Source organism: Amycolatopsis sp. CA-161197, from assembly GCF_050942255.1.
Lineage (GTDB): Bacteria > Actinomycetota > Actinomycetes > Mycobacteriales > Pseudonocardiaceae > Amycolatopsis.
The window spans coordinates 8,780,041-8,804,440 of sequence record NZ_CP192059.1 but is presented as its reverse complement, the minus strand read 5'-3'; the positions used below and the strand labels follow the sequence as shown (position 1 = coordinate 8,804,440).

Annotated in this window: 26 protein-coding genes and 3 pseudogenes; 23 read left to right on the top strand and 6 right to left on the bottom strand. The window is 67.5% G+C overall.

Translation table 11 applies throughout. The features are described 5' to 3' along the window. Positions 1-1,980: an acetyl-CoA carboxylase biotin carboxylase subunit gene (locus ACQPXB_RS41705; RefSeq protein WP_432847352.1), complete on the top strand. Its 1,980-nt coding sequence runs from the start codon at positions 1-3 to the stop codon at positions 1,978-1,980. Next, on the top strand, positions 1,977-3,134 hold the full coding sequence (locus ACQPXB_RS41700; protein WP_366579627.1) for an acyl-CoA dehydrogenase family protein: 1,158 nt from the start codon (positions 1,977-1,979) through the stop codon (positions 3,132-3,134). Before ACQPXB_RS41705 ends, ACQPXB_RS41700 begins: the two co-directional genes overlap by 4 nt. Positions 3,135-3,137: 3 nt before the next feature. Here the strand turns inward: ACQPXB_RS41700 and ACQPXB_RS41695 are convergent, their stop codons facing one another. Beyond that, positions 3,138-3,866, bottom strand: coding sequence for a class I SAM-dependent methyltransferase (locus ACQPXB_RS41695; RefSeq protein ID WP_432847350.1), 729 nt, complete (start codon positions 3,864-3,866; stop codon positions 3,138-3,140). A gap of 128 nt (positions 3,867-3,994) precedes the next feature. On the opposite strand from ACQPXB_RS41695, the gene ACQPXB_RS41690 reads away from it, so the two are divergent. Continuing rightward, positions 3,995-4,120 carry a hypothetical protein gene (locus ACQPXB_RS41690; protein WP_432847349.1) on the top strand — a complete coding sequence of 42 codons (126 nt, stop codon included), beginning with the start codon at positions 3,995-3,997 and terminating at the stop codon, positions 4,118-4,120. A gap of 24 nt (positions 4,121-4,144) precedes the next feature. Beyond that, on the top strand, positions 4,145-4,876 hold the full coding sequence (locus ACQPXB_RS41685) for an alpha/beta fold hydrolase (RefSeq protein ID WP_432847347.1): 732 nt from the start codon (positions 4,145-4,147) through the stop codon (positions 4,874-4,876). Here the strand turns inward: ACQPXB_RS41685 and ACQPXB_RS41680 are convergent. After that, entirely contained in the window at positions 4,863-5,606 is a 744-nt protein-coding gene (locus ACQPXB_RS41680) for an alpha/beta fold hydrolase (RefSeq protein WP_432847345.1), read from the bottom strand. The genes ACQPXB_RS41685 and ACQPXB_RS41680 overlap by 14 nt on opposite strands. Before the next feature lie 33 nt (positions 5,607-5,639). Here ACQPXB_RS41680 and ACQPXB_RS41675 point away from each other — a divergent pair, with 33 nt between their 5' ends. Together ACQPXB_RS41675 and ACQPXB_RS41670 are read left to right on the top strand one after the other, a co-directional pair. Then, entirely contained in the window at positions 5,640-6,101 is a 462-nt protein-coding gene (locus tag ACQPXB_RS41675; protein ID WP_432847343.1) for a MarR family winged helix-turn-helix transcriptional regulator, read from the top strand. A 64-nt stretch (positions 6,102-6,165) separates the two neighbouring features. Further along, positions 6,166-7,608: an FAD-dependent monooxygenase gene (locus ACQPXB_RS41670; RefSeq protein ID WP_432847342.1), complete on the top strand. Its 1,443-nt coding sequence runs from the start codon at positions 6,166-6,168 to the stop codon at positions 7,606-7,608. On the opposite strand, the gene ACQPXB_RS41665 is transcribed toward ACQPXB_RS41670, so the two are convergent. Then, positions 7,605-8,084: a RidA family protein gene (locus tag ACQPXB_RS41665; protein ID WP_432847340.1), complete on the bottom strand. Its 480-nt coding sequence runs from the start codon at positions 8,082-8,084 to the stop codon at positions 7,605-7,607. The genes ACQPXB_RS41670 and ACQPXB_RS41665 overlap by 4 nt on opposite strands. A 47-nt stretch (positions 8,085-8,131) precedes the next feature. On the opposite strand from ACQPXB_RS41665, the gene map reads away from it, so the two are divergent. The 4 genes from map to ACQPXB_RS41645 all read left to right on the top strand — a co-directional run bounded on the left by map (position 8,132) and on the right by ACQPXB_RS41645 (position 11,565). Next, entirely contained in the window at positions 8,132-8,899 is a 768-nt protein-coding gene (map, locus tag ACQPXB_RS41660; RefSeq protein WP_432847338.1) for a type I methionyl aminopeptidase, read from the top strand. A 16-nt stretch (positions 8,900-8,915) separates the two neighbouring features. Beyond that, positions 8,916-9,425, top strand: a complete 510-nt coding sequence (locus tag ACQPXB_RS41655; RefSeq protein ID WP_432847336.1) for a GNAT family N-acetyltransferase — start codon at positions 8,916-8,918, stop codon at positions 9,423-9,425. A 97-nt stretch (positions 9,426-9,522) separates the two neighbouring features. Beyond that, a complete protein-coding gene (locus tag ACQPXB_RS41650; RefSeq protein WP_386954859.1) occupies positions 9,523-10,386 on the top strand; it encodes an SDR family oxidoreductase in 864 nt (287 codons plus the stop codon). Positions 10,387-10,512: 126 nt separating this feature from the next. Then, positions 10,513-11,565 carry an alpha/beta fold hydrolase gene (locus ACQPXB_RS41645; RefSeq protein WP_432847334.1) on the top strand — a complete coding sequence of 351 codons (1,053 nt, stop codon included), beginning with the start codon at positions 10,513-10,515 and terminating at the stop codon, positions 11,563-11,565. 54 nt (positions 11,566-11,619) lie between these two features. On the opposite strand, the gene ACQPXB_RS41640 is transcribed toward ACQPXB_RS41645, so the two are convergent. Further along, entirely contained in the window at positions 11,620-11,880 is a 261-nt protein-coding gene (locus ACQPXB_RS41640; RefSeq protein ID WP_432847332.1) for a hypothetical protein, read from the bottom strand. Beyond that, positions 11,877-12,011 (bottom strand): hypothetical protein, encoded by a 135-nt coding sequence (locus tag ACQPXB_RS41635; RefSeq protein WP_432847330.1) that lies wholly within the window; start codon positions 12,009-12,011, stop codon positions 11,877-11,879. The genes ACQPXB_RS41640 and ACQPXB_RS41635 overlap by 4 nt, the downstream gene beginning before the upstream one ends. Positions 12,012-12,903: 892 nt before the next feature. On the opposite strand from ACQPXB_RS41635, the gene ACQPXB_RS41630 reads away from it, so the two are divergent. From ACQPXB_RS41630 to ACQPXB_RS41620, 3 genes are all read left to right on the top strand, one after another. Next, positions 12,904-13,149, top strand: a complete 246-nt coding sequence (locus ACQPXB_RS41630) for a hypothetical protein (protein ID WP_432847329.1) — start codon at positions 12,904-12,906, stop codon at positions 13,147-13,149. A 12-nt stretch (positions 13,150-13,161) separates the two neighbouring features. Continuing rightward, complete coding sequence (locus ACQPXB_RS41625; protein WP_432847327.1) at positions 13,162-14,595, top strand: AIPR family protein; 1,434 nt, start codon at positions 13,162-13,164, stop codon at positions 14,593-14,595. Between the two features lie 72 nt (positions 14,596-14,667). Then, on the top strand, positions 14,668-15,501 hold the full coding sequence (locus ACQPXB_RS41620; protein WP_432847326.1) for an alpha/beta fold hydrolase: 834 nt from the start codon (positions 14,668-14,670) through the stop codon (positions 15,499-15,501). 3 nt (positions 15,502-15,504) lie between these two features. Here the strand turns inward: ACQPXB_RS41620 and ACQPXB_RS41615 are convergent, their stop codons facing one another. After that, positions 15,505-15,861, bottom strand: a complete 357-nt coding sequence (locus ACQPXB_RS41615; RefSeq protein ID WP_053731577.1) for a VOC family protein — start codon at positions 15,859-15,861, stop codon at positions 15,505-15,507. 129 nt (positions 15,862-15,990) lie between these two features. Here ACQPXB_RS41615 and ACQPXB_RS41610 point away from each other — a divergent pair. From ACQPXB_RS41610 to ACQPXB_RS41565, 10 genes and pseudogenes are all read left to right on the top strand, one after another. Next, positions 15,991-17,521 (top strand): annotated as a pseudogene (locus ACQPXB_RS41610) (IS1634 family transposase). Positions 17,522-18,126: 605 nt separating this feature from the next. Further along, positions 18,127-18,336 (top strand): annotated as a pseudogene (locus tag ACQPXB_RS41605) (hypothetical protein); the annotation flags it as partial. After that, a complete protein-coding gene (locus tag ACQPXB_RS41600; RefSeq protein ID WP_432847323.1) occupies positions 18,333-18,644 on the top strand; it encodes a hypothetical protein in 312 nt (103 codons plus the stop codon). The pseudogene ACQPXB_RS41605 and the gene ACQPXB_RS41600, both read left to right, overlap by 4 nt. 2 nt (positions 18,645-18,646) lie before the next feature. Then, complete coding sequence (locus ACQPXB_RS41595; RefSeq protein ID WP_432847321.1) at positions 18,647-18,850, top strand: hypothetical protein; 204 nt, start codon at positions 18,647-18,649, stop codon at positions 18,848-18,850. Further along, a complete protein-coding gene (locus ACQPXB_RS41590; RefSeq protein WP_432847320.1) occupies positions 18,831-19,082 on the top strand; it encodes an AMED_5909 family protein in 252 nt (83 codons plus the stop codon). The genes ACQPXB_RS41595 and ACQPXB_RS41590 overlap by 20 nt, the downstream gene beginning before the upstream one ends. A gap of 335 nt (positions 19,083-19,417) precedes the next feature. Further along, positions 19,418-20,966 (top strand): annotated as a pseudogene (locus ACQPXB_RS41585) (FtsK/SpoIIIE domain-containing protein). After that, a complete protein-coding gene (locus ACQPXB_RS41580) occupies positions 20,963-21,349 on the top strand; it encodes a hypothetical protein (RefSeq protein ID WP_432847318.1) in 387 nt (128 codons plus the stop codon). The pseudogene ACQPXB_RS41585 and the gene ACQPXB_RS41580 overlap by 4 nt, the downstream one beginning before the upstream one ends. Further along, entirely contained in the window at positions 21,349-22,944 is a 1,596-nt protein-coding gene (locus ACQPXB_RS41575) for a replication initiator (protein ID WP_432847316.1), read from the top strand. Before ACQPXB_RS41580 ends, ACQPXB_RS41575 begins: the two co-directional genes overlap by 1 nt. A 15-nt stretch (positions 22,945-22,959) precedes the next feature. Next, positions 22,960-23,148, top strand: a complete 189-nt coding sequence (locus tag ACQPXB_RS41570) for a helix-turn-helix domain-containing protein (RefSeq protein WP_432847314.1) — start codon at positions 22,960-22,962, stop codon at positions 23,146-23,148. 296 nt (positions 23,149-23,444) lie between these two features. Then, complete coding sequence (locus tag ACQPXB_RS41565; RefSeq protein WP_432847313.1) at positions 23,445-24,398, top strand: tyrosine-type recombinase/integrase; 954 nt, start codon at positions 23,445-23,447, stop codon at positions 24,396-24,398. Positions 24,399-24,400 lie beyond the last annotated feature (2 nt).

The following is a 24,400-nucleotide window of genomic DNA, read 5'->3' as shown; positions in this document are numbered from 1 at the left end:
ATGTCTTCGTTCGACACCGTTCTGGTCGCCAACCGCGGGGAGATCGCGGTCCGCGTCATCCGCTCGCTGCGTGAGCTGGGCATCCGCTCGGTCGCGGTGTACAGCGACGCGGACGCCGACGCCAAGCACGTGCGCGAGGCCGACACCGCGGTGCGCCTAGGCCCGGCCGAGGCGGCGAAAAGCTATTTGTCGATCCCGGCCATCGTCTCCGCGGCTCAGGTGACGGGCGCGCAGGCCGTGCACCCGGGTTACGGCTTCCTCGCCGAGAACGCGGCGTTCGCGCGAGCGTGTGAAGAGGCGGGGCTGGTGTTCATCGGCCCGCCCGTCGCCGCGATCGAGCAGATGGGCGACAAGATCCGGGCCAAGGCCACGGTGTCCGCGGCCGGTGTGCCGGTCGTCCCCGGGGTGTCCGATGTGGACATTCCGGAGGGCGGGTTCGCCGAGGCCGTGGCCGGGGTGGGTTATCCAGTGCTGCTGAAGCCGTCGGCGGGCGGCGGCGGCAAGGGCATGCGGCTCGTGCACGAGGAGTCGGAGCTCGCCGCCGCGATCGAGTCCGCGCGCCGCGAGGCCCGGGGCTCCTTCGGTGACGACACGCTGCTGGTGGAGCGGTTCGTCACCACGCCGCGGCACATCGAGATCCAGGTGCTGGCCGACAAACACGGGAACGTTCTGCACCTCGGCGAACGCGAGTGCAGCCTGCAGCGGCGGCACCAGAAGATCATCGAAGAGGCCCCGTCGGTGCTGCTCGACGAGGCCACACGCCAGAAGATGGGCGCCGCCGCGGCCGAGGCCGCGCGGTCGGTGGGTTACGTCGGCGCGGGCACCGTCGAGTTCATCATGTCCGCGCACGACCCGGACGAGTTCTTCTTCATGGAGATGAACACGCGGCTGCAGGTGGAGCACCCCGTCACGGAGATGGTGACCGGGCTCGACCTCGTGGCGTGGCAGGTCCGCGTGGCCGCCGGTGAGCCGTTGACGGTGAAGCAGGAGGACGTGCGCCTCGAAGGCCACGCCATCGAAGCCCGGGTGTACGCCGAGGATCCCGCGCGCGGCTTCATCCCGACGGGCGGCACGGTGCTGGCCGTGCACGAACCTTCGGGCGACGGCGTGCGCGTGGACTCGTGGATGACCGAGGGCGCGGTGGTCGGGTCGAACTACGACCCGATGCTGGCCAAGGTGATCGCGTACGGTCCGGACCGCGCGGCCGCGCTGCGCAAGCTCGACCGCGCGCTGGCGGACACCGCGTTGCTGGGCCTGGGCACGAACATCGCGTTCCTGCGCAGCCTGCTCGCCGACGAGGACGTGCGCGCGGGCCGGCTCGACACGGAGCTGGTGGACCGGCGGCTGTCGTCGCTGGTGTCGTCGGAGGTGGCCGAAGGGTTTTTCGTGGCGGCGGCGCTCGACCGGCTGCTTTCGTTGCAGCCGAAGGGTTCCGTGGTGGATCCGTGGGACGTGCCCAACGGGTGGCGCATCGGTGGCGGAGGCGGGGTCACGTTCCGGCTGCGGGCCGGCGAGGTCCAGGCCGTGGTCCGCGTAACGGGTTCGACCGTGCAGGTCGACGACAACGAACCGGTCGAAGCCACCGCGACCCGCGTCGGCGACGTGCTGGAAGTCCGGCGGGACAGCGGGCTCGAGCGCTACCGCCGCGCCGATGGTCCACAACGGACGGTCTGGCTCGCGCGCGACGGCTTCGGTTTCGCGTTCGCGGACCAGGAAGTGCGCCTGGCCGCCCGCGGTGAGGCCGCGGGCGCCGGGCCGGTGAAGAGCCCGATGCCGGGCACGGTGCTCGTGGTCAAGGTCGCTCAAGGCGACGTCGTCGCGGCCGGCACGCCGTTGCTGGTCGTGGAAGCGATGAAGATGGAACACACCGTGACCGCGCCGATCGACGGCGTGGTGAGCGAGCTTTCGGCGCGCGCGGGCCAGCAGGTGGCGTTGGACGAAACCCTGGCCGTGGTCAGCCCGAACGAGGAGCAACGATGATCGACTTCCGGCTGGACGAAGAGTACGAAGCGCTCCGCAAGACGGTCGAGGACTTCGCGCACAACGAGGTCGCGCCGGTGATCGGGCCGCTGTACGAGAAGGAAGAGTTCCCCTACGAGCTCGTCGCCAAGATGGGCGAGATGGGTCTGTTCGGCCTGCCGTTCGCCGAGGAGTTCGGCGGCATGGGCGGTGACTACTTCGCGCTGTGCCTGGCGCTGGAGGAGCTGGCGCGGGTCGACTCGTCGGTGGCGATCACGCTGGAGGCCGGCGTTTCCCTCGGTGCGATGCCGATCTACCGCTTCGGCACGCAGGAGCAGAAGGAAACCTGGCTGCCCGCGCTGTGCTCCGGCGAGGCCCTCGGCGGTTTCGGCCTCACGGAACCGGGCGGCGGCTCCGACGCCGGCGCCACGCGTACCCGGGCCAAGCTCGACGGCGACCAGTGGGTGATCAACGGCAGCAAGGCGTTCATCACCAACTCCGGTACCGACATCACGCGGCTGGTCACCGTCACGGCCGTCACCGACGTGATGGAGAACGGCCGCAAGGAGATCTCCGCGATCCTCGTGCCCTCGGGCACGCCGGGCTTCGCCGTGGCGCCCAAGTACTCCAAGGTCGGCTGGAACTGCTCGGACACGCACGAGCTGTCCTTCGCCGACGTCCGCGTGCCGGCCGAGAACCTGGTCGGCATCCGCGGCCGCGGCTACGCGCAGTTCCTGTCCATTCTGGACGAAGGCCGCGTCGCGATCGCCGCCCTGAGCGTCGGTCTGGCCCAGGGGTGCGTCGACGAATGCCTCAAGTACGTGAAGGACCGCGTCGCGTTCGGGCACCGCATCGGCGAGTACCAGGCGATCCAGTTCAAGATCGCCGACATGGAGGTGCGCACCCACACCGCGCGCCTCGCGTACTACCAGGCGGCGTCGAAGATGCTGCGCGGCGAACCCTTCAAGAAGGAAGCGTCCATCGCGAAGCTCGTCGCCTCCAACGCCGCCATGGACAACGCCCGCGACGCCACCCAGATCCACGGCGGCTACGGCTTCATGAACGAGTACCCGGTCAGCCGCTTCTACCGCGACGCGAAGATCCTGGAGATCGGCGAGGGGACGAGCGAGGTGCAGCGGATGCTCATCGCTCGTCACCTCGGCGTCGCCGGGTAGCGCTTACCGAGCGGTCAGCACGAAGAACAGGAAACTCGGGCTGATCGTGAGCAGCCGGTAGTCCTCGGGCCACAGCTCGCGGGCTTCCGGTGCGGGCATGGGTTCGCTGAGCACGGAGATCTCGAAGCCCGCCGCGGTGAAGGCCGCGGTCATGGCGTGCAGTGGCCGGATCCAGAACGACATCGGGATGGTTTGCTCACCGAACGTCCAGTCTTCGGTCCACTTGTAGGTTTCGAAGTAGTTGGTCTTGACGCCGTCCAGGCGCTGCAGCGCGTGGATCGCGAACGGGTGGTCGACCGAGATCAGCAGCCGACCGCCCGGTTTGAGGATGCGCTTCAGCTCGGCGAGTGACGGGCCCCAGTCCTCCAGGTAGTGCAGCACGAGGGACGCGACGACGTCGTCGAACGCGTTGTCGGCGTAGGGCAGCGGCTCGGCCAGATCGGCGACGCGCAGGTCGGCTTCGGGGCCGAGGCGGCGGCGGGCCAGCTCCAGCATGCCGGCGCTGAGGTCGAACCCGGACATGATCGCGCCGCGGTCGCGCAGCATCGCGGACAGGGGGCCGGCCCCGCAGCCGGCGTCGAGGATCCGTCTCCCGGCGACGTCTCCGGCGAGCTCCAGCATCGCGGGCTGCTCGTAGTAGGCGTTCTGGATGCCGCCCTCGTTCTGGGCCGCGTATGCCTCGGCGAAGCTGTCGTAGTGGTTGGCCGGCAGGGTGTGGTTGTCCGGGGTCATGCGACCGATCATGGCAGAAAACGCCGGACCGCCGGTCGATCCCCTTTCACCATAACCCGGGTGGCAAGCCGGAAACATCGGTCTTCGGAGCGATGTTTCCGCGCCGCCGAATGATTATTGTGGTCGGTATGTCTGAGGAACTCGCGCTGAACGTCGGCCCGTCCGGAATCGAGCTGGCGTACGAATGCTTCGGTGATCCTGGAATGCCGCCGGTCGTGCTGATCATGGGCGGTGGCGCGCAGATGATCAATTGACCTGAGGAGTTCTGCCGGGAACTGGTGGACCGCGGCCTGTACGTGATCCGCTTCGACAACCGCGATTCCGGCCGGTCTACGCATTTCGACGACGCGCCCGTGCCGGATTTCGCAGCCGTTCTCGCGGGGGATTTCGCGACGGCGTCTTACACGCTGTCGGATCTCGCGGGTGACACGGTCGGCCTGCTCGATCTGCTCGGGCTGGAAAGCGCGCACCTCGTCGGAGCGTCGCTCGGCGGGATGATCGCGCAGATGGTCGCCATCGAGCACCCCGATCGGGTGCGGACGCTGACGTCGATCATGTCCACGACCGGCGCCCCGGAGGTGGGCGCGCCCGACCCGTCGATCCTGGTCGAGATGGGACAGCCGCCGAGCGAGCGGGAGGCGTTCGTGGCTTGGCAGGTGCGCGCGTCGGGGATCACGGGGTCGCCGGGGTTCGAGTTCGACGAGGATGCCATTGCCGAGCGAGCGGGGCGGACGTTCGACCGGGGCTACCCCGCGCTGGGCATGCCGCGGCAGGCCGTCGCCGTGGTGGCGTCGGGCGACCGCACGGACCGGCTGCGGCGGCTGGACGTGCCCACCCTGGTCATCCACGGCGACGCCGACCGCATGTGCGACCTCAGCGGCGGCCGCGCCACGGCGGCGGCCATACCCGGCGCGGAGCTCGTGGTGGTGCCCGGCATGGGGCACAGCCTGCCGCGCGAGTTGTGGGCGGACTTCGCGACGAGGATCGCCGCGCTGGTCAAGACGCGATGACCGCGGCGAGTTCCCGAGGCGCGGTGCGCTGCGCGAAGTGCTGCTGACCGTCCAGCACCCGCACCTGCGCGCCGAGCCGCGCGGCGTAGTGGCGCACACCGTCGGCCATCCGGGCCGGGCTGGCGCCACCCAGCACGAACCGGGCCGGCACGGAGACCTCGGGTAACCCCGCCTCGACGATCGCCGCGTCGTACGCAGTGGTGTGGGCGAGCGTGAGATCTTCTTGCCACTGCGGGGTTTTTCGCATCGACGCGACCACGTCGGCCGGCATCCCCACCGCCTCCGTGCGGAACGAGGTCAACGCGCCGTCGAGATCACCGGCGTCGACCAGTGCCCGCAGCCGCTGGGCGACACCCGCCGTGACCACTGATGGCGGCTCATACGCGACCACCCGCCGCACCACATCCGGCCGCACCGCCGCCGCCCGCAACGCCAGCAGTGCCCCCGACGAATGGCCGGCCACCACGGCATCACCGCCGGCCGCAACCGCCGTGGCGACGACGTCGGCGACCTCGTCCGCCACCTCCGACCCGGCCCGATCGCCGCTGCCCCCACGCCCGCGGCGGTCCAGTGCGTACACCGTGAACTCGTCGCCGAGGAACGGCACCACCGCGTCCCATGCCCTGCGGTCGCCCCCGGCGCCGCCGACCAGCACCAGTGGTGGTCCGGAGCCGGTGCGTTCGACGGCGAGCCGCACGCCGTCGGGGGAGGTCAGCGTCAAGAGCGCCATAACGTCAGGGTACCTGACGATTAGACTCGACGCATGACGTCACGTCGATCCCTTGCCGAAACCCCCAGCTCAGGCCAGGGTCCGCTGCTCGGTCCGCTCGCGCGCCGGATGACGCGCTGGTTCGAGGACGGCATCCTCACGGAGCTGGCCGCGCGCGGCGAGGCGCGGCTGACGATGACGCAGATCGACATCGTCGCGAAGCTCGACGCCGAGGGCATCACGATCGCGGAGCTGGCGCGTCGCGCGGGGGTGGCGCGGCAGTCGGCGCACCAGGCGGTCGGTGAGCTGACCCGGGCGGGGCTGGTGCGCGTGGACCCGGACCCGGCGTCGGCGCGCAACAAGCTCGTCCGGCCGACGGAGGCCGGCGTCGCGCGGCTGAACCTGGCGCGCGAAGTGCTCGAAGACCTCGAACGCAAACTCGGCGAACGCGTGGGCGCACGTCGGCTGGAGCAACTGCGGGCCGCACTGGACCTCGACTGGGAGGCCATCGACTGAACCTCTTGAACCGGGCCACCTCCGAGGCTTATTGTCAGGTAGCCTGACAGTTTAGGTGGGGGTCATGGACGAGGTGCTGGTCGCCGGCGCGGGCCCGGTGGGGCTGCTGGCCGCGATCGAGCTGCGGCGCCGCGACGTGCCGGTGCGGATCGTCGACGCGGCCGCGGGGCCGGCGCGCATCAGCCGTGCGCTGGGCAACCTGGGGCGCACGATGGAGATCTACGACGAGCTCGGCGTGCTCGACGAGCTGCTCGCGAACGGCGTGCGCGTCACGAAGTTCGTGCGGCACCTCGCCGGCCAAGAGCCACTCGCGTACGGCATCGGCTACAGCGAAGTGCCTTCGCGCTTCCCGTTCGTGCTGTTGGTCGACCAGTGCGTCACCGAGCGCGTGCTGCGCGAACGTCTCGCGAAGCTGGGCACGCGCGTCGAATGGTCGACGCGCCTGGAATCCCTGACACAGGACGCCGACGCCGTTCGCACCGTGGTCGTCCGTGACGGCACCAGGGAAACCGTGTCCACGCCGTGGCTCGTCGGCTGCGACGGCGCGCACAGCGTCGTGCGCAAGCAGCTGGGAATCCCGCTGCGCGGCGAGTCCGGCCACACGTGGCTGGTCGTCGACGCGGAGGTCGAGAGCGCTCTCGACCCCGTCGCCATGCACTGGCTTTCGGCCGACGACGCCGCGATGCTCGCGTTCCCCCTGCCCGAGCCGGCGCGCTGGCGCCTGACCGACACCGCGTGGACCGCCGGCGGCGTCGAGACTCCGGGCGCCGTCGCCGAACGCTTCCGCGGCCGCCTCGCCGCGGCGACGGGCGCCCGGGCGCGGGTGCGCATCCGCGACTGGATCAAACCGTTCACCATCCAGCAGCGCGCGGTGCCGGCTATGCGGTCCGGCCGCTGCTTCGTCGCGGGCGACGCCGCCCACGTCCACAGCCCGGCCGGCGGCCAGGGCATGAACACCGGGCTGCAGGACGCGTTCAACCTGGGCTGGAAACTCGCGGCCGTCTGCGCGGGCGAGGCCGGCGTGGCCCCGCTGGACACGTACTCTCGCGAACGCGTCCCGGTCGGTGCCGCGCTGCTCGACGCCACCGCGATGATCACCGACTACGTGATGCACGGCGACTTCTCCGATCAGTCCGGAGTGGACGGTGCGGGCCGCGAGATCATCGGTAGCACGCAGGCACTCGCTTCGCGCTACGTCGACAGCCCGCTCACCACGCCCGGTCCGGGAGTTCCGGCACCCGGCGAGCGCGTCACCCGTGTCGATCCTCCAGGTGCGACGACGCCCGGCTGGCTCGACTTCCTCGACCGGCTGCGTGATCCGCGCTGGCTGCTTGTCCACCGCGCCACCGTGCGTCACTCGGCGCCCGGGATGACGGCCTGCCCCGTGGCTGAATCGGTGGCCGACGACCTGCAACTCGACGACGGCTGGCTGCTCGTGCGCCCCGACGGCTACGTCGCCGCCCGTGGCACCGGGGCTCCCGCGCGATTCGGGTACGCCGGCGCTTAGTCGATCGCCACTTCCGCCTCGATCTCCACCGGAATGCCGAACGGCAGCTCCGCGAGGCCGACCGCCGAGCGCGCGTGGTCACCCGCGTCCGCGCCCCACAGCTGCACGATGAGGTCGGAGAAGCCGTTGACCACGGCGGGGGTGCGGGCGAACCCCGGCGCGGCGTTGACCATGCCGAACACGCGCAGCCACGTCGTGACGCGGTCGAGGTCGCCGAGCGCGAGCTTCAGCGAGCTGAGCACCGCGAGCGCGGTCAGGCGGGCGGCCGCGTACGCCTGCTCCTCGGTGACCTCGGCGCCGACCTTGCCGAACGGGCCGGCGAGCGACCCGTCGGGCAGCAGTGGCCCGTGGCCCGAAACGAACGCGCGGTCCCGGAAGACGCGGACCCACGGGAAGGAGAGCGTGACGCCGGGCGGCGGGGTCATCGGCTCCGGTAGCTGGAGGCCGAGCTCGGCCAGGCGGGTTTCGATGTGCACAGCGGCAGCCTACGGACCTGGATAGTAATACCGGTATAGTTATCCGCATGGTGGAGCTGAAGACCGCGACCGAGCTCGCGGTGATGCGGGAGGCGGGCCGCGTGGTGGCCCGGGCGCTGGCGGCGGTGCGGGAGTCCGCGGACACCGGCGTGTCGCTGGCCGAGCTGGACGCCGTTGCCGCGCAAGTGATGGCCGACGCGGGGGCGAAGCCGTCGTTCCTCGGCTACCACCCGAACTGGGCGCCGACGCCGTACCCGGGCGTGATCTGCGCGAGCGTGAACGACGCCATCGTCCACGGCATCCCCGGCCGGTACCGCCTGCGCGACGGCGACCTGGTGAGCATCGACTGCGGCGCGGCCATCGACGGCTGGCACGGCGACGCCGCCGTGAGCTTCGTCGTCGGCGCCGCGGACCCGGCCGACCTCGCCCTGATCGCGGCGACGGACCAGGCGCTCGCGGCCGGCATCGCGGCGGCGCAGCCGGGCGCGAAGATGGGTGACATCTCCGCTGCCATCGCCACGATCGGCCGCGCCGCGGGCTACGGCGTCACCGAAGACCACGGCGGCCACGGCATCGGCCGCGCGATGCACGAGGACCCGCCGGTGCCCAACGACGGCCGCCCCGGCCGCGGCCTGCGCCTGCGGCCCGGCCTCGTCCTCGCCCTCGAGCCGATGTTCACCCGCGGAGGCCGCGACGACTACCGGCACGCCGACGACGGCTGGACCGTCCACACCACCGACGGCACCCGCGCATCGCACTCGGAGCACACCGTCGCGATCACTGAGGCCGGACCGGTGGTCCTGACGCTGCCCTAGGGGTACAACGTCGGGGATGGGGACGTTCACGATCCGCCCGGGCGAGCCCGGCGACGCCGACACGTTGCTGCGCTTCTTCGACGAGGCCGTCGAGTGGCTGGTGGCGCGCGGCAGCGCCGGGCAGTGGGGTGATCGGCCGTGGAGCGGCATTCCGCACCGGGCCTCGCGCGTGGCCGACATGACGAAGGAGCCGGGCCTGCGCCTCGCGGAGGTGGACGGGGAACCCGCGGGGGCGCTGATCGTTCAGGACGAATGCCCCAAGCACGTGCCGCCGGCCGGGGAGCGGGAGCTGTACATCGGGCTGCTCATCACGTCGCGCCGGTTCGCGGGGCATCGCGTGGGTACGCGGCTGCTGGAGTACGCGCTGGCGGAGGCTCGGAAACGCGGCATCAGCCTCGTGCGCGTCGACTGCTGGGCCGGCGGCGACGGCGAGCTGCAGCGCTACTACGAGGGCCAGGGCTTCACGCCGACGGTCCGCTTCGACGTCGACGGCTGGATCGGTCAGGTCTTCGAGCAACGCCCCTGATCGGGGCAGTCGACTGGCGCTCGGCGCCACGCCGGGGCACCATATTGACACGACGCCAACAGTGTTCCGTCTCCGTCGACGCAGGAGGAGCCCCGTCATGGCCAAGCAGCCGCGTTCGCTCGCCGGGAAGGTCATCGTCATCACCGGTGGCGCGCAGGGCATCGGGGCCGCCACGGCCACCGCGCTCAAGCGGCTCGGCGCGCGGGTGGTGCTGGGCGATCTCGACCACGTCCGCGCGGAGAAGACGGCCGGTGAGCTGGGGCCCGAAGCCGTCGCACTGCCGCTGGACGTCACCGACACCCGAGCGTTCACCGAGTTCCTCGACGAGGTCGAACGCCAGGTCGGGCCCATCGACGTGCTGATCAACAACGCCGGCATCATGCCGCTCGCGCCGCTCGACGAGGAGGACGACGCGGCGACGCGCCGGATGCTGGAGATCAACCTGCACGCCGTCATCCACGGCACGCGCGAAGCCGTGAAGCGGATGAAGCCGCGGGGGACCGGGCACATCGTGAACGTCGCTTCGATGGCCGGGAAGTCCGGGTTCCCGGGCGCGGCCACGTACTGCGCGACCAAGCACGCCGTGGTCGGCCTGTCGGAGGCGGTGCACCTGGAGCTGCGCGGCACGGGCGTGTCGGTGTCCTGTGTGATGCCGGCGGTCGTGCGCACGGAGCTGGCGTCGGGGCTCGGCGAGGCGAAGTTCATCAAGTCGGTGGGGCCCGAAGACGTCGCCGCGGCGATCGCGGATGCCCTGAAATACCCGAAGTTCGATGTTTTCGTGCCGAAATCCCTGGATTTCACGGGCCGGATCACGCGGCTGTTCCCGCGTGCGTTCGGCGAATGGTTCGTCCGCGCGCTCGGCGGCGATCAGCTGCTGGCTTCGGCCGCGCATTCCCCGGCCCGGGCGGAATACGAGTCCCGCGCTGCTCAGAGCGCTCCGGCCGCCGACTCGGGGAACTAGCTTCCCGGTCACCGGGCACTGTCCGAAATGGACGTGCTTGCCGGGTGCTTGCAAGTGTGGCGGTGTTGATGCCGCCCGCGGCCCCGGGCAAGATTGCCTCCGAGAGGTCGAGCTCAGGAGGCACGCATGGTTTCACCCACGGCACGGCTGGCCGCAGCGGCGTCGAACGTCGTGGGGAAGGTGCTGCACGGTGGCGTCGCCGACCTGCGCCCGATGCCGCGGGTGCTCATCGACCAGGGTCCGAACCGCTCGTTGTACCGGATGACCCACAGCGGCGCGCCGGTGTCGGGGCCGCCGATCCTGCTCGTGCCGCCGCTGGCCGCGCCCGCGCTGTGCTTCGACCTGCGCCGCGGCTGCAGCCTGATCGAGCACTTCGTGGAGGCCGGGCGCAACGTCTACCTCGTCGACTACGGCAACGTGGCGTTCTCCGACCGGCGCCTCGGCATCGAGCACTGGATCGACGAGGTGCTGCCGCGCGCGATCCGCAAGGTGAGCGAAGACGCGGGCGGTGAGGGCGTGCACCTGGTGTCGTGGTCGCTGGGCGGGATCTTCTCGCTGCTGGTGAACGCCGACCAGCCGGAGCTGCCGATCGAGTCCGTCACCGCCATCGCGTCGCCGGTCGACTTCGCGGCGATCCCGATCGTCGCGCCGTTCCGCCCGCTCGTCGACCTCACCGGCGGTCACCTGCTCACGCCGGTCTACCGCGCGTTCGGCGGCGCACCGTCCTATTTGGTCAGCCGCGTGTTCCGCGCGACGGGCATCAGCAAGGAGATCACGAAACCCATCGCGATCCTCAAGAACCTCGACGACCGCGACTACCTCGCGCAGATCGAGGCCGTGGACCACTTCATGGACAACATGTACGCATACCCGGGCCGCACGTTCGGGCAGCTCTACCACCGCCTGTTCCGTACCAACGACCTCGCCGAGGGCACCGTCGACCTCAACGGGCGCAAGATCAGCCTGGCCGACGTGAAGGCCCCGGTGCTCGTCGTCGCGGGCGAGAACGACACGATCGCCCCGCAGCCTTCGGTGGAACGCGTGGTGCGGCTGCTGGAGAACGCGCCGGAGGTGCGCTTCCGCACCGCACCCGGCGGCCACCTCGGTGTGCTCACCGGGCGCAAGGCGCGGGGCACCACGTGGACTTATCTGGACGAGTTCCTCGACGATCGCATCTGACGGCGTTGGGAAGCGGGCCACCCGGGACTCCGAGTGGCCCGCTTTGCGTTGCCGTCAGATGGCGGGCGCGGGGCCGCGCTGGGCGGTGATCCACGCGCGGACGTCCTTGTGCAGCAGGCCGCGCAACGCGAGGCCGGCGAACACGATCGGCAGGATGCCGGTCACGCCGGAACTGATGATGGTCACGATTCCGTTGATCACGACGATCGCCTCGACCACGATCGCCGTGACCCACGGCCACTGCTTGCCCGATTGCAGCGTGATCGCGCAGACGGCGAGGACCACCGCCATCAGGATGTTGATCACGATGATCACGACCAGCAGGCCCGCGACTCCGGTGTCGGGAGCAGGAGGGAGCCCAGCAGGTTGAAGGCGACCTGGATCCACATGAAGATCCGCGCCTGCCCCAGGCCCTTCGGCGGGCCGTAAACCCCAGGGTTCGTCATGCGGGGAAGGCTAGGGCAAAGGTGCGGAAAACGATCGTTCGGAGATCAATCCGATATTCTGCACCTTGGGCGCAAATTGCCGGATGGGTTGGGGAAAAACTCACTTGAGCGCGGAAAGTGCCGTTTTGAATGCGTCGAGGGCGTCGCGGTAGCACGCTTCGGTGCCGACGTCGCTTCCCGCCACGGCACTTCGGAGTTCCTCGGGCACTTCCACGGGTCTACTTCAGCTGCGCCGAAGTCTTCCCCAGCACCCGACGAGCCACGATCAGCTGCTGAATCTGCTGCGTCCCCTCGAAGATGTCCAGGATTTCTCAGCCGGTTTTCGCTAACCTTGCGATCTTGGCTGGAAACGGCCTCTGACCTGCGCTGATGTGTCTCGTTAGTTCTCGTCGTCTGTCGCCTCTCCCTGGCCGCTGACGGCCTGGAGACGGCCTGGCGACCAGCCACACCTACCCCTGCATCCCGATACGAGGCCAAGCACGCGGCCGGTGGTGCCGGGTCAAGACACGCTTCACCGTCTTGACGCGGTGCTACCGGCCGTTGTCACGATCCGGCGTCGGGATGGAGGTCTCCCACGACGGTGCGTAACGGAGATCGAGTCACGAACGACCCGAATGTCACCACCGCTCGTAGCTCGTCGAGGAGGCCGGGATGGGGCGGGGGACTCGTGTGTTGCCGCCGCGCGGCGCTGCGCCAGGTGACCCGCTGGCGGCCGCACCGCCCGGCCGGCGGGCGAAGCGGAGCGGCAGCCCGCCGTGTCGGAAGCGGATGCGGCCGCCCAGGCGAGGGGCTACGTAGGCGACAGGCGCGCCGCCAGCGGCGGCGCGCCCTTGATCCTGTAGAGGTAAATTCGGCAGTAGGCGGCGTCTGCTGAACGCAGAGAGGATGGGAATTGAGCAAGGTTCACGTGCGACACATCAAGGCTGCGCTGGTTCGTGACTTCGATCAGCTTATCGACATGTCTGACTATGCGAAGGCTAGCGACGAGCAGCGAGAGAAGGTGTTTTGTACGAGAGCCTTGGCGGCATTCGCGCTTCAGCGGTTTGCGGATGTTGATCAGGTGCAGGCTGCAAGCTGTGTGGTCGACGGAAGTAATGACAACGGAATCGACGCCATCTACCTCGATCAGGCTAATTAAAAAGTAATACTTGTGCAGTCCAAGTGGGATTCTAATGGTACGGCAACTATAGGACTGGGTGACTCTCGCAACTTCGTTGCCGGCTTCAAAGACCTAACTGACGAACGGTTTGACAGGTTCAACGATAAAATCGCTCGCCAGAAGGATCTCATAAGTGAAGCTCTAGGGGATCCAAGTGTTCGCTTTGTTCTGGTTGTAGCCACGACAGGTGCAAGTACACTTAACCCTGTCGTTCAGAATGTATTTGACGACACGCTTGAAGAGTTGAATAACCCCATTCCACTGGTGGACTTCCAGGTTCTAGGTCTGACTGAGTTTCATGCGCTGGTTTCTGAAGGGCTAGACGGGGGATCTGTAGACCTATCTGCAACCGTTGAGCACTGGGGAACTGTAACTGAGCCATACGAGGCATTCTATGGTGTAGTCGACGCGAAGACGGTGGGCGATTGGTATGCGCGATACGGAGATAAACTGTTCGCGCAGAATATTCGCGGATCGCTAGGTGCGACTGGGGTAAACAACGACCTTCGGGACACTCTTACTCGGGGGCCTGAGCATTTCTGGTACTTCAATAATGGTATCACTGTTCTTTGTCAAAAGATCGAAAAATCAGCGCGCGGAGCCACCACGCGAAACTATGGAAAATTCTCGCTATTCGGCGCGAGTGTAGTAAATGGTGCGCAGACGGTTGCAAGTATTCACAGGGCGTTGAAGGACTCAGAAGCTGCTGAAAATGCACGCGTATGGATCCGGTTCATCTCACTGGAAGCTTGTCCGCCGGAATTCGCGAAGGAAGTTACAAGGGCAACTAATACTCAGAATTCTGTTGAGGCCAGCGACTTCGTAGCTCTGGACCCTGAGCAAGCTAGGCTGCGTGTAGAGATGCTTCTTTCGTGCAGCAAAATCTATGCGATCAAGCGAGGTGACCAACCGCCAGATCAGGCTACGGGGTGCACGGTTTACGAAGCAACGGTTGCGCTCGCGTGCGCGTATCCGGACCCGTCGTTGGCGGTTCTTGCGAAAAGTGCCGTAGGACGTCTGTGGGAGTCAACGGAAAGGGCGCCATATAAATCGCTTTTCAATTCCGGGGTCAGTGCGTTCAGGATTTGGCGTACCGTTGACGTACTGCGTTCGGTTGATTCTGTGCTGAATCGTTTGCGTTACAGAAAAGAGGGCCGAGAAAAGTCTATTGTCGTGCAAGGTAATAGAATAGTTGCACATCTAGTGTTTCATATGCTCGATATGAGCAAGGTGGATGATCCGGATCTCGATTGGTCGAAGATTTTAGACACCGTGCCAAAGTTTACGCTATCGATCGTAAAGATGCTGACTGAACGCGTAGAATCGATGTATGCCAACAACTACATTACTAGCCTGTTCAAGAATGCGTCTAGATGCAAAGACTTGGTTGGCAAGATCACTAAACAACTGGAGGCTTTGCAGTAAGAAAAACGTTGGGTAGCTGTCGCGCAATGGCGCAATACCTGACTTGGCTCAAGATCGCTGATCTTGGGTAGGGTGCTGGCTGTTGAGCTGCGGTTTCGTCGTGTGAACGGCGAAAATCTGCGCACTGAGCGGCCGGTTCTAGGGGTCTGCCCATCGCTTCCCGGTTACGGCTTCAGCGACAAGCCGGCCGCGCCGGGGTGGGGGATCGAGCGGATATCCGACGCGTGGTGCGAGCTGATGGCCCGGCTCGGCTACCGGCGGTTCGGCGCCCAGGGCAGCGACTGGGGCACCAGCATCGCCACGAGCATCGGTCAACGGCAACCCGATCGGGTCGCCGGCATCCATCTCATGCCGCCGCTCGCACCGCCCGATCCGGCCACGTTGGACGACCTCACCGGTGCCGAGCGGGCGGCGCTCGCGACACTGCGGGAGGCGGACGAATGGGGCTCCGGATACTCGGCGCAGCAGTCGACCCGGCCGCAGACGGTCGGCTACGGGCTGGTCGACTCGCCGGCCGCCCTCTGCGCCTGGATCGTCGAGAAGTTCTGGTCGTGGACCGACTCCGGTGGCGACCTGCATCGGGTTATTACCCGGGATGAGCTGCTCGACAACCTGATGCTCTACTGGCTGCCCGGCACCGGTGCCTCATCCGCCCGGCTGTACTGGGAAAGCCTCCGGCAGGTCAACGAATGGATCTCCGGGTCGGCCGGCGCGCCGGTGACCGTACCCACCGGCTGTTCGGTCTTCCCCAAGGAGCTGCAGCGCCCGTCTCGGCGGTGGGCGGAGCGCCGGTTCCCGAACATCCGGTACTGGAACGAGCCCGGCAAGGGCGGCCACTTCACGGCGTTCGAGCAGCCGGCGTTGTTCGTCGACGAGGTCCGGTCATTCTTCCGGCTGGTCCGCTGATGGTCACCCGTACTCGGTAAGCGGCTGGCTAAAGATCAACAAGTGCCCATCGGGTGTCCGTACGTTGAAGTCGCGCATCCCGTAGGGCCGGTCAGCCAGTGGCTCGACGATGTCGGCGCCGCGGGCGCGCAGCTCGTCGTGGCAGGAATCGACGTCGTCGACGACAACCGTCACCCTGGCCGGGCCGACGCTGCTTTCGGCGTACAGGTGGAACTCGGCGGTGTCGCGGATCACGGCCGCGTAGCTAGGTGGGGTCTCCCAGGTGAATATGGTGTCGAATCCGAGCACGTCCGTGAAGTACGACCGCGCTGCCTGCACATCTCGGCACGGCAGCACGGGAACCGCCACCCGCATGACCATTCCGTCACCTTACCTGACTTTGGCTCAAGATCGCTGACCTTGGGTCAGGGTGCTGGCTGTTTAGCTGCGGTTTCGTCGTGTGAACGGCGAAAATCTGCGCACTAAGCGGCCGGTTCTAGGCTGTCTCTCGTGGCGTATGTGCGCACGGTGAAGACGGCGTCGGGGGCCGGGGCGGTGCAGATCGTGCACTCCTCGCGTCGCGGGTCGCGGGTCGCGGGACATCGAGCACATCGGCTCGGCGCATGACGATGCGGCGTTGGAGGCGCTCAAGGCGGTGGCGAGGCAGCGTCTGGCTGTGGGGCAGCCCGAGCTCGACTTTGGCCCGGACTTCGCGGCGTTGCAGGCCGGCAGTGGTGCTGGTGGTGGGCCGCTTGCGATCACGTCGTCGCGGATGGGGTACCTGTGGGACGCGCTCGGCCACGCCTACCAGCTGTTGGGGTTCGAGGAGGCCGCTGGTGGTGACGAGGTGTTCCGATTACTGGTGCTGGCACGGATCGTCGAGCCGACCAGCAAGCTGGACAGTCTACGGGTGGTCGAGGAGGCAGGTTTCGACCCGCCGGCGTACGCGACCCTCAAGCGGCGTCTGCCCGCGTTCGCGAAAGAGTCCTGGCGGCAGAAGTTGGCCGCGGCGTGCGCCCGCACCGCTGATCTGCGGCCGGCGTCACTGGTTCTCTAAGATGTGTCCACCTTGTACTTCGAGACCGATGCCGGGGACGGGTTCCGTGAGCCCGGGTTCTCCAAAGAACGCCGCCTGGAGCCGCAGATCACGATCGGGCTGCTCACCGACGCAAGTGGGTTTCCGTTGATGGTTAACGCGTTCGAGGGCAACCGGGGCGAGACCACTACGATGCTGCCGACCATCCGTGCGTTCATGGATGCCCACCAGCTGGCTGATGTCACGGTCGTGGCCGACGCTGGCATGATCTCTGCGGCCAACCAGCAGGCCATCGAGGCCGCGGGGTTGTCGTTCATCCTCGGCGCGCGGATACCCGACGTGCCGTACGTGGTCCAGGCGTGGCGCCACGAGCACCCGGATGAGCAGATCCCCGACGGGCACATCTTCACCCAGCCCTGGCCTGCCGGCCCCAAGGACCAGCGCCGCGACCAGATCATCTACTACCAATACCGGGCGGACCGGGCTCGGCGCACCCTGCACGGCATCGACGAACAGGTCGCCAAGGCCGAGCAGGCCGTCGCCGGCAAGACCGCGGTCAAACGCAACCGGTTCATCCAGCTCACCGGCGCCACCAAGAGTGTCAACCGGACCCTGGAAGCCAAGGCACGCGCCCTTGCCGGCCTCAAAGGCTACGTCACCAACCTCCCGGATGTCACCGCCGAGTTCGTGATCGACGCCTACCACCGACTGTTCCACATCGAGAAGTCGTTCCGAATGTCTAAACACGACCTACGTGCGCGGCCGATCTACCACCACAAGCGCGAGTCGATCGACGCGCACCTGACGGTCGTGTTCGCCGCCCTGGCCGTCAGCAGGTGGATCGAGCAGACCACCGGCTGGCCGATCAAGAAGTTCGTGCGCACCACCCGCCGCAGCCGCACCATCAACATCCAGGCCGGCGAGCACACCCTCACCGCCGTCGACCCGCTACCCGACGACCTCCGCGATGCCCTCACCCGCATCCACGACCGCGGTGCGCACTAATTTGAGCAAAGTCAGGTTACTAGTCTATTCAAGAATGCGTCTAGATGCAAAGACTTGGTTGACAAGATCACTAAACAACTGGAGGCTTTGCAGTAAGAAAAACGTTGGGTAGCTGTCGCGCAATGGCGCAATACAATTTCTCAGCGTGAACCGCGATCGCGAGTTACTTAAGGTGCGGTATCTACGGTCTGGCGACTTGCTAGCATCGCTGGGTGGATCGCGTCCTGCTCGCGGCGGCATAAGCTGTTCTACTCTGCCGTTAACTATTGCAGCTCAAAAAGGCTGCGGTGGCTGCTCTGCGAATGGCGCGGCTCGGTGACTGAACAGTTTGAGGGTCTTCAGGTGAAGTAAGGCGTTGAGCGTTGTTCGAGTGCGTGGCGCAGTCGCAGGCGAATGCTTGCGTGGACTGTAAGGTTCTTAAGTTGATCGGCCGAAATCCAAGCGACCTCCTTGCTTTCGCTACTTGTTCGCGTCGCGCCACCACTGAACTTCGCTCGAAAGCAGATTGAAAACTCTTGCCTAACTTCGCCATCGTCGTAGGCGATGACGTGTTTGGGATCTGAGTACAGGCCGATCACCCCGGTGATCTCGCATTCAACGCCAGTCTCGCCGACGTCCAGCCGGTGCCGACCACCTCGGAGGCGCTGCCCGGGATGCGGCCGATCGAGCTGGACGGCCTGACGGCCGAACCGCGCGTGGCGGGGCAGGGCGAGTTCAAGTACCAGTCCTACGTGTTCCGCGCGACCGGGTTCAAGCAGGCCGCGAGCAAGCCGTCTCGGTCCGGCGGGGCCAGTGAGACGGCGAAGGCGGCGTGACAGGGATGGGCTTCCGCGAGCGGGTCGAGGCGTGGGAGCAGGCGTATCGGGACTACATGGCCGCGTGGGAGCACGGTCGTGCGGTCCTGTCGCCGGTGAGTGCGACGAACACGGCGAACGCTGCTCGGCGGGTGTCGCGGGCGTGGCACGAGCTGGCGCAGGCGCGCGGGTTGCCGTGGTGGTGTGTGGCGGCGCTGGAGTCGGCGGCCGAGGGGTTCGCCGACCTGGCCCGGGAATGGGAACAACATGACGGCAACGTGGGACGGGCTGGGACTGCGCTGGACGGTGGGCGCGGGGGACCGAGGTGACGGTGGAGGAGACCGGGACGGGCGCGTCACATCCGCCGGTCCTGGTGCTGGCCGGTGGGCTGTGCGTGGTGACGCTGGTGCCGCCGGAGGATCAGACCGCGTGGACGGGGTGCGCGGTGTTCCTTCGCCGGCTCCGCGACCACGCCGAGGACCTGGCGGCGCTGCTGGAAGCCCGCGCGGAGAGGCGTGACGGTGCGGAAGGCTGAACCGAAGACGCTGCGGGAAGCGCACGAGGTCGTGATGGATCGCCGGCCGCCGAACAATGCGAACCCGTCGGTCTGGCCGGCGTTCCTTCTCGGCAACGCGCGGTTGTACAAGATGATCGCGGACGTCGACCGGGGTCATCACCACGAGGCGTTGTACTGGGCCGGATACGAGGAGCGGCAGGCGGGTGAGATCTCGGCTGAACTTCAGGCGGAAGGGACGCCTGCTGATTAGTCGCATGTAGACGACCGGAAAGTCAACAGTACTAGCGAAAAACGCACGCTATGACGTGCGGCGATGAAGCACGTCCTGATGTGGGTGCGTGTGATCCGTTAAGGCGCAGAAGCGGAAACCGGCTACCAACCTTGCCGCTCCTGCGCTGTCCACAACCAGCGGAAGTGAACAATGACAACGCTAAACGATGACAACGGGCGAGCGTCAACGGGGGTCACCCGAACGCGCTGCTCCTCCTGCAAACGCTTCGCGAAATTGTTGCCCGGCGAGACGCAGTGCGCTCCCTGCTTGGGAATGCTGCCGCTGGATCTCCGTGTGAAGCTGGGTGGTCGGTGATGTCTCCCGGCTTCGCGGTAGTGGCCCTGGCTGGGCTGGGACTTGGTGTGTGGGTGCTGCACAAGGTCGGCCGCGCCTTGGCGTCTGTGGTGGAAGCTGTAGCTGCGGCGGCCGTGGTGTTCGTGGCGCTGTGGTGGCTGTGCAAGGCCGTGCTCTGGATGCTCGCGCAGGTGGTGACGCGGTGGCGGACCAGCCTCACCGTGATCGCGGTGTTCGTGTGGTGCCAGCTTCTCGGCTGGCTCTCGCTGGCGATCATCGTTGGCAGCGTCGCGGTGGTCCTGCTGGCGTGGTGGCTCATCGACGCCGTCTCGTTCGACCAGTGGTGCTGGCGGTTTCTGCGGTCGTGGTGGGCTCGGTGGGCGGTCTATGGGCGGAGGCTGCCGGAGTGGCTGCACGCCTGCGGTCTGTCGGTGCGGGATGAGGCGCTGCCGGTGGTGGTGAACGTGAACCTGGTCGGCCGGCGTCGCGCCCTGTCCCGCTCGACGTCGAACCGGGCGAGCGCGCGGATGCCCAAGGTGCTCGGCGTCCGCTCGGGTGCCTCGTGGGATGAGGTACGGGTGGAGCTGGTGGCCGGGCAGAAGCCGGAGGACTTCGATGACGCCGCCCGTGCCCTGGCCGTGGCGCGGAAGGCCGCTCGCTGCCAGGTCCGCGAGCTGGCCCCAAACGTCGTCTCGATCGACTTCCAACGCCGTGACCTGCTCAGCGGCGGCGTGGCCGGCCCCCAAGTCCCCGACGGCGTCGACTCGACCGGCGTGGACCTGCGCAACGTCTGGGCCGGGCGGACCGAGTACGGGCGTGACTGGCGCGTCCCGTTGCTCGGCTCTGGCGCGCACTGCCTGACCGCCGGTGCCTCGGGCGCGGGCAAGAACAGCGTCATGTGGTGCCCGCTCGTGGCCGCTGCTCCGGCGATCCGGGCCGGGGTGGTGCGCATGTCCGGGATCGACCCAAGGGATGGAACTGGCCTACGGGCGCGGGATCTTCTCTCGCTACGCCGTGGGCGGCAAGGACGCGGTCGAGCTGCTTGACGGCCTGGTGGAGGAGATGGAGTCGCGCAAGCGCGCGTTCGCCGGGCGGCTGCGCACGATCCCGGTGTCGACGGAGTATCCGTTGGAGCTGCTGGAGTTCGACGAGATCGGCGCGCTGACCAAGTACACCGACCGCAAGACCCGCGAGGCCATTGTGGAACGCGTCGCGCTGCTGACCACCCAAGGGCGGGCCTTGGGGATCTCGATCCGTGGCTATGTCCAGGAGCCGACCAAGGACACCGTCCCGGTCCGGGAGCTGTTCACCCGGCGGGTGTGTTTGCGCGTGACGTCCAAGACGCACGTCGGGATGGTGCTGGGTGACGGCGCGTATGAGCGTGGTGCCTGGGCGAATCGGATCGGCGATTCGGAGGCCGGAGTCGGTTACGTGTGGGGCGAGGGCATCCGCGAACCGTTGCGTGTCCGGGCCGGGTGGGTCTCTGACAGCACTGTGAAGGCGTTGGAGTACGTGACCAATGGTGGTGTCGCGGATTTGCGACACGGTGGTGAGGGGGTGGCCGCGTGAACCGGCTGATGATCTTCCTTGACGCTATCCGTGACCACCTGGACTCGCACCAGCTGCCGCCGGCCGCGTCGGTCGACGTCAACGTCTGGTCCAGCCCGATCACGGTCCAGCTCGACGTGGACGGCCTGCCGGAGGTCGCGCGGGCGCTGCTGGTGTGGACGCAGACGCTCGAGGACGTCTCGGCCCGGCTGTGGCGGCTGTGCGACGGCAAGTGGGTGCACATCTCGATCACCGGCCGGACACCCTGCGGGATTCCAGTCCTGGTGTTCGGCGTGGTCCGGTTCGAGCCAAGCACGTTTCCCGACCTCCCGACCGGGGCGAAGCAGGACATGCCCGTCTACCTGCTGCGCGGCTGGTCCTCGCCTGGGGAGGTGGCGGCCTGATGAGTGAGACACGCGCCGAGAGGATGCGGGCACCGCTTGCGGCTGACGTGATCCGGGCGACGGCGGAGAAGCACGGTGTTTGCGTCCGCCCGTTCACGATGGAGGTCGGCGACACCACAACCGGCGAACTCCGTTACGTCTCGGTGCCGTGCGGGTCCACTGTGGAGTCGGTGTGCCTGCCGTGTGCGCGGAAGGCGAAGGCGCTGCGGCAGGCCCAGTGCCGCGAGGGCTGGCACCTGACCGAAGAACCCACCCTCACCGCCGCTCCGCCCTCGGATAATCACAAGGAGCTGCTGACCTACCGCGCCGATCTGGTGGCGGCGTATCGGGAGGTGGTCGAGCACGACCAGGCGGAGGCCGAGGAACTGCGGGAGGAGATCACCGGGGTCGACGCGGAACTTCGGCAACTCGGGATGCGGGGCCGGCTGCCCGCCCTCGACCTGCCGACCAAGCGGGCCGTGAAGCGCTCGACCAAGCGGCGACAGGGTGCGCCGAACCTGCCTCGGCAGAAGGTCGCGAAGACGACGGTCGGGCGGGAGTACGCGGGGAAGTTCCGGCCGTCCATGTTCGTGACGCTGACCTGCGACACCTACGGCCCGGTCCGTGGCGACGGCTCGCCGGTCGACCCAAGTCGATATGACTACCGGCGGGCGGCCAGGGACGCGGTGCACTTCTCGGCGCTCGTGGATCGGTGGTGGCAGAACCTGCGCCGGGTCGTCGGCTGGGATGCGCAGTATTTCGCCACCGTCGAGCCCCAGCGTCGGGCCGCTCCGCACCTGCACGCGGCTGTACGGGGCTCGGTGCCGCACGACGTGATCCGCCAGGTCACCGAAGCCACCTACCACCAGGTCTGGTGGCCGGCGCATGACGAGATCGTCTACGCCGATCGTCTGCCGGTCTGGGACGGCCCGGAGGCCGGCTTCGTCGATCCGGAGACGCGTAGGCCGCTGACCCGGTGGGACGACGCGGTGGAGACCGTCGAGCAACCGGCGCACGTCGTCACGTTCGGGCGGCAGGTGCACTCGAAGGGCATCCTCGGCGGCACCGAAGAGGCTGGCCGTCACATCGGCTACCTGACCAAGTACCTCACAAAGTCCACGGGTGAGGTGGTCGAGGCTGACAGCGCGGCTCAGGCCGATCATCACGACCGGCTTCATGCCGAGCTGTCGGTCACGCCGTGTTCGTCGCGCTGTGCGGTCTGGTTGTTCTACGGCGTCCAGCCCAAAGGCGTCACCGGCAAGACCACGCCGGGGCACTGTAAGGGCCGGGCTCACCGCCGGACCACGCTCGGGCTGCCCGGTCGTCGGGTCCTGGTCTCGCGGAAATGGTCGGGCAAGACGCTCGTCGACCACAAAGCCGACCGGCGGGCCTTCGTGCTGCAAGCGCTCGCGGCGGTCGGGATCGAGAAGCCGGAGGCCGACCGGTCACAACAGGTTTGGCGCAAGGTCGAGCCCGGCGACCCGCAGGTCCCGCCCCGGCCGCACCTGGTGATGCGCGCGATCGCGGAACGGATCACGTGGAAGGCCGAGTACGACCGGGCGCTACTCGCGGCGGGGAGACTTCCAGAAACTTCGGCAACTGGACTCGCGGCCTGATCAAAAGGGGGAGCAATGAACAACATCAGCAACATCGATCGGCTCTGGACCGTCGAGGACGTCTCCGACTACCTCGGGGTCCCGGTGAAGACGCTCTACCAGTGGAAATGGCGCGGTGAGGGCCCGCCGGTGAAGAAGATCGGTCGGCACCTGCGCGATGACCCGGCCAAGCTGCGCGCCTGGGTCGACGCGGAGGCGGCCTGATGGGGCACATTCAAGACCGTTGGTTTCGCCCCGCGCGGGATGCGGTGACCGGGAAGGTCATCCTCAACGCGCGGGGCAAGCCCGTCATGGAACGGTCCGAGCTGTACGGCATCGGTCTGCGGTACAAGGTCCGCTAACTCGACCCTGACAACAACGAACGCTCGAAGTCGTTCGCGGACAAGCAGAAGAAGCGCGCCGAAGACTTCCTCATCGGCGTCGAGTCCGACAAGCGTGAAGACAAGTACATCGATCCGCGGGCGTCCTCGACGACGTTTCGGCAGCAGGCGGAGAGCTGGGTGAAGAGCCAGTCTCCGGACCCGGGCACGCGGTCAACCATCCTCAGTCGGCTCGAAAGCCAGATCTACCCGGTCTTCGAGACCAAGAAGGTCGGGCAGATCAAGCCGTCGACCAGTCGTGACTGGGTCGGCTCGATGGAAGAGCGGAAGCTCTCGGACAACTACCAGGCGGTCTTGTTCAACACCGTCTCCGGCGTGATGGACTCGGCCGTGGACGACCGCCGGATTCGTGAGAACCCGTGCCACGCGAAGACCGTGCGGCGACCGGTCGCGAGTAGCCCGCCGATCGTCGTATGGCCGGAGGAACGTGTTCAGGCTGTGAGGTCGGGGCTGGTGGAGCGGTTCAAGATCGCAGTTCCGCTCGGTGCCGGCTTCGGTCTGCGGCAGGGTGAGATTCTGGGCTTCTCACCTGACGACGTCGATCGGACGGCGATGACCGTGCAGATTCGTCGACAGATCAAGACTGTCAGGGGCGTGGTGATGTTCGCGCGCCCGAAAGGCGGCAAGGAGCGAACCATCCCGTTGTCGGCCGCCATGCTGGCCGAGATTGACGACCACGAGGACCGGTTCCCCTCCGCGGCCGTCACGCTGCCCTGGCAGAGCGCTGACGGTGAGCCGGTGACGGCACGGCTGCTGATGACCGGGGAAGGTGGCCGGCTGTACTCGGGGGACTTGTTCACCAAAGTCGTCTGGTACGGAGCGTTCCGCGCAGCAGGGGTCGAGTACCGGCGTCGCGCGGACGGGATGCATGCGCTTCGTCACTTCTACGCATCGACGTTGCTCGCTCGCGCGGTCTCGATCAAGGAGTTGGCGGACTACCTCGGGCACGCGGACCCGGGCTTCACGCTCCGGACATACACGCACCTCGTCCCGTCGAGCCACCAGCGGGCGCGTGAGGCCGTCGACGCGGTCTTCGGACGGCCTGCCCTCGATGACGGCCTGGAGGCGGCCTGATC

Bases quoted from the DNA above. Each gene is read 5' to 3' on its own strand.
- ACQPXB_RS41705 (WP_432847352.1), top strand. From the start codon at position 1: ATGTCTTCGTTCGACACCGTTCTGGTCGCCAACCGCGGGGAGATCGCG.
- ACQPXB_RS41700 (WP_366579627.1), top strand. From the start codon at position 1,977: ATGATCGACTTCCGGCTGGACGAAGAGTACGAAGCGCTCCGCAAGACG.
- ACQPXB_RS41695 (WP_432847350.1), bottom strand. From the start codon at position 3,866: ATGACCCCGGACAACCACACCCTGCCGGCCAACCACTACGACAGCTTC.
- ACQPXB_RS41690 (WP_432847349.1), top strand. From the start codon at position 3,995: ATGTCTGAGGAACTCGCGCTGAACGTCGGCCCGTCCGGAATCGAGCTG.
- ACQPXB_RS41680 (WP_432847345.1), bottom strand. From the start codon at position 5,606: ATGGCGCTCTTGACGCTGACCTCCCCCGACGGCGTGCGGCTCGCCGTC.
- ACQPXB_RS41675 (WP_432847343.1), top strand. From the start codon at position 5,640: ATGACGTCACGTCGATCCCTTGCCGAAACCCCCAGCTCAGGCCAGGGT.
- ACQPXB_RS41670 (WP_432847342.1), top strand. From the start codon at position 6,166: ATGGACGAGGTGCTGGTCGCCGGCGCGGGCCCGGTGGGGCTGCTGGCC.
- map (WP_432847338.1), top strand. From the start codon at position 8,132: ATGGTGGAGCTGAAGACCGCGACCGAGCTCGCGGTGATGCGGGAGGCG.
- ACQPXB_RS41655 (WP_432847336.1), top strand. From the start codon at position 8,916: ATGGGGACGTTCACGATCCGCCCGGGCGAGCCCGGCGACGCCGACACG.
- ACQPXB_RS41650 (WP_386954859.1), top strand. From the start codon at position 9,523: ATGGCCAAGCAGCCGCGTTCGCTCGCCGGGAAGGTCATCGTCATCACC.
- ACQPXB_RS41645 (WP_432847334.1), top strand. From the start codon at position 10,513: ATGGTTTCACCCACGGCACGGCTGGCCGCAGCGGCGTCGAACGTCGTG.
- ACQPXB_RS41635 (WP_432847330.1), bottom strand. From the start codon at position 12,011: ATGACGAACCCTGGGGTTTACGGCCCGCCGAAGGGCCTGGGGCAGGCG.
- ACQPXB_RS41615 (WP_053731577.1), bottom strand. From the start codon at position 15,861: ATGGTCATGCGGGTGGCGGTTCCCGTGCTGCCGTGCCGAGATGTGCAG.
- ACQPXB_RS41575 (WP_432847316.1), top strand. From the start codon at position 21,349: ATGAGTGAGACACGCGCCGAGAGGATGCGGGCACCGCTTGCGGCTGAC.
- ACQPXB_RS41570 (WP_432847314.1), top strand. From the start codon at position 22,960: ATGAACAACATCAGCAACATCGATCGGCTCTGGACCGTCGAGGACGTC.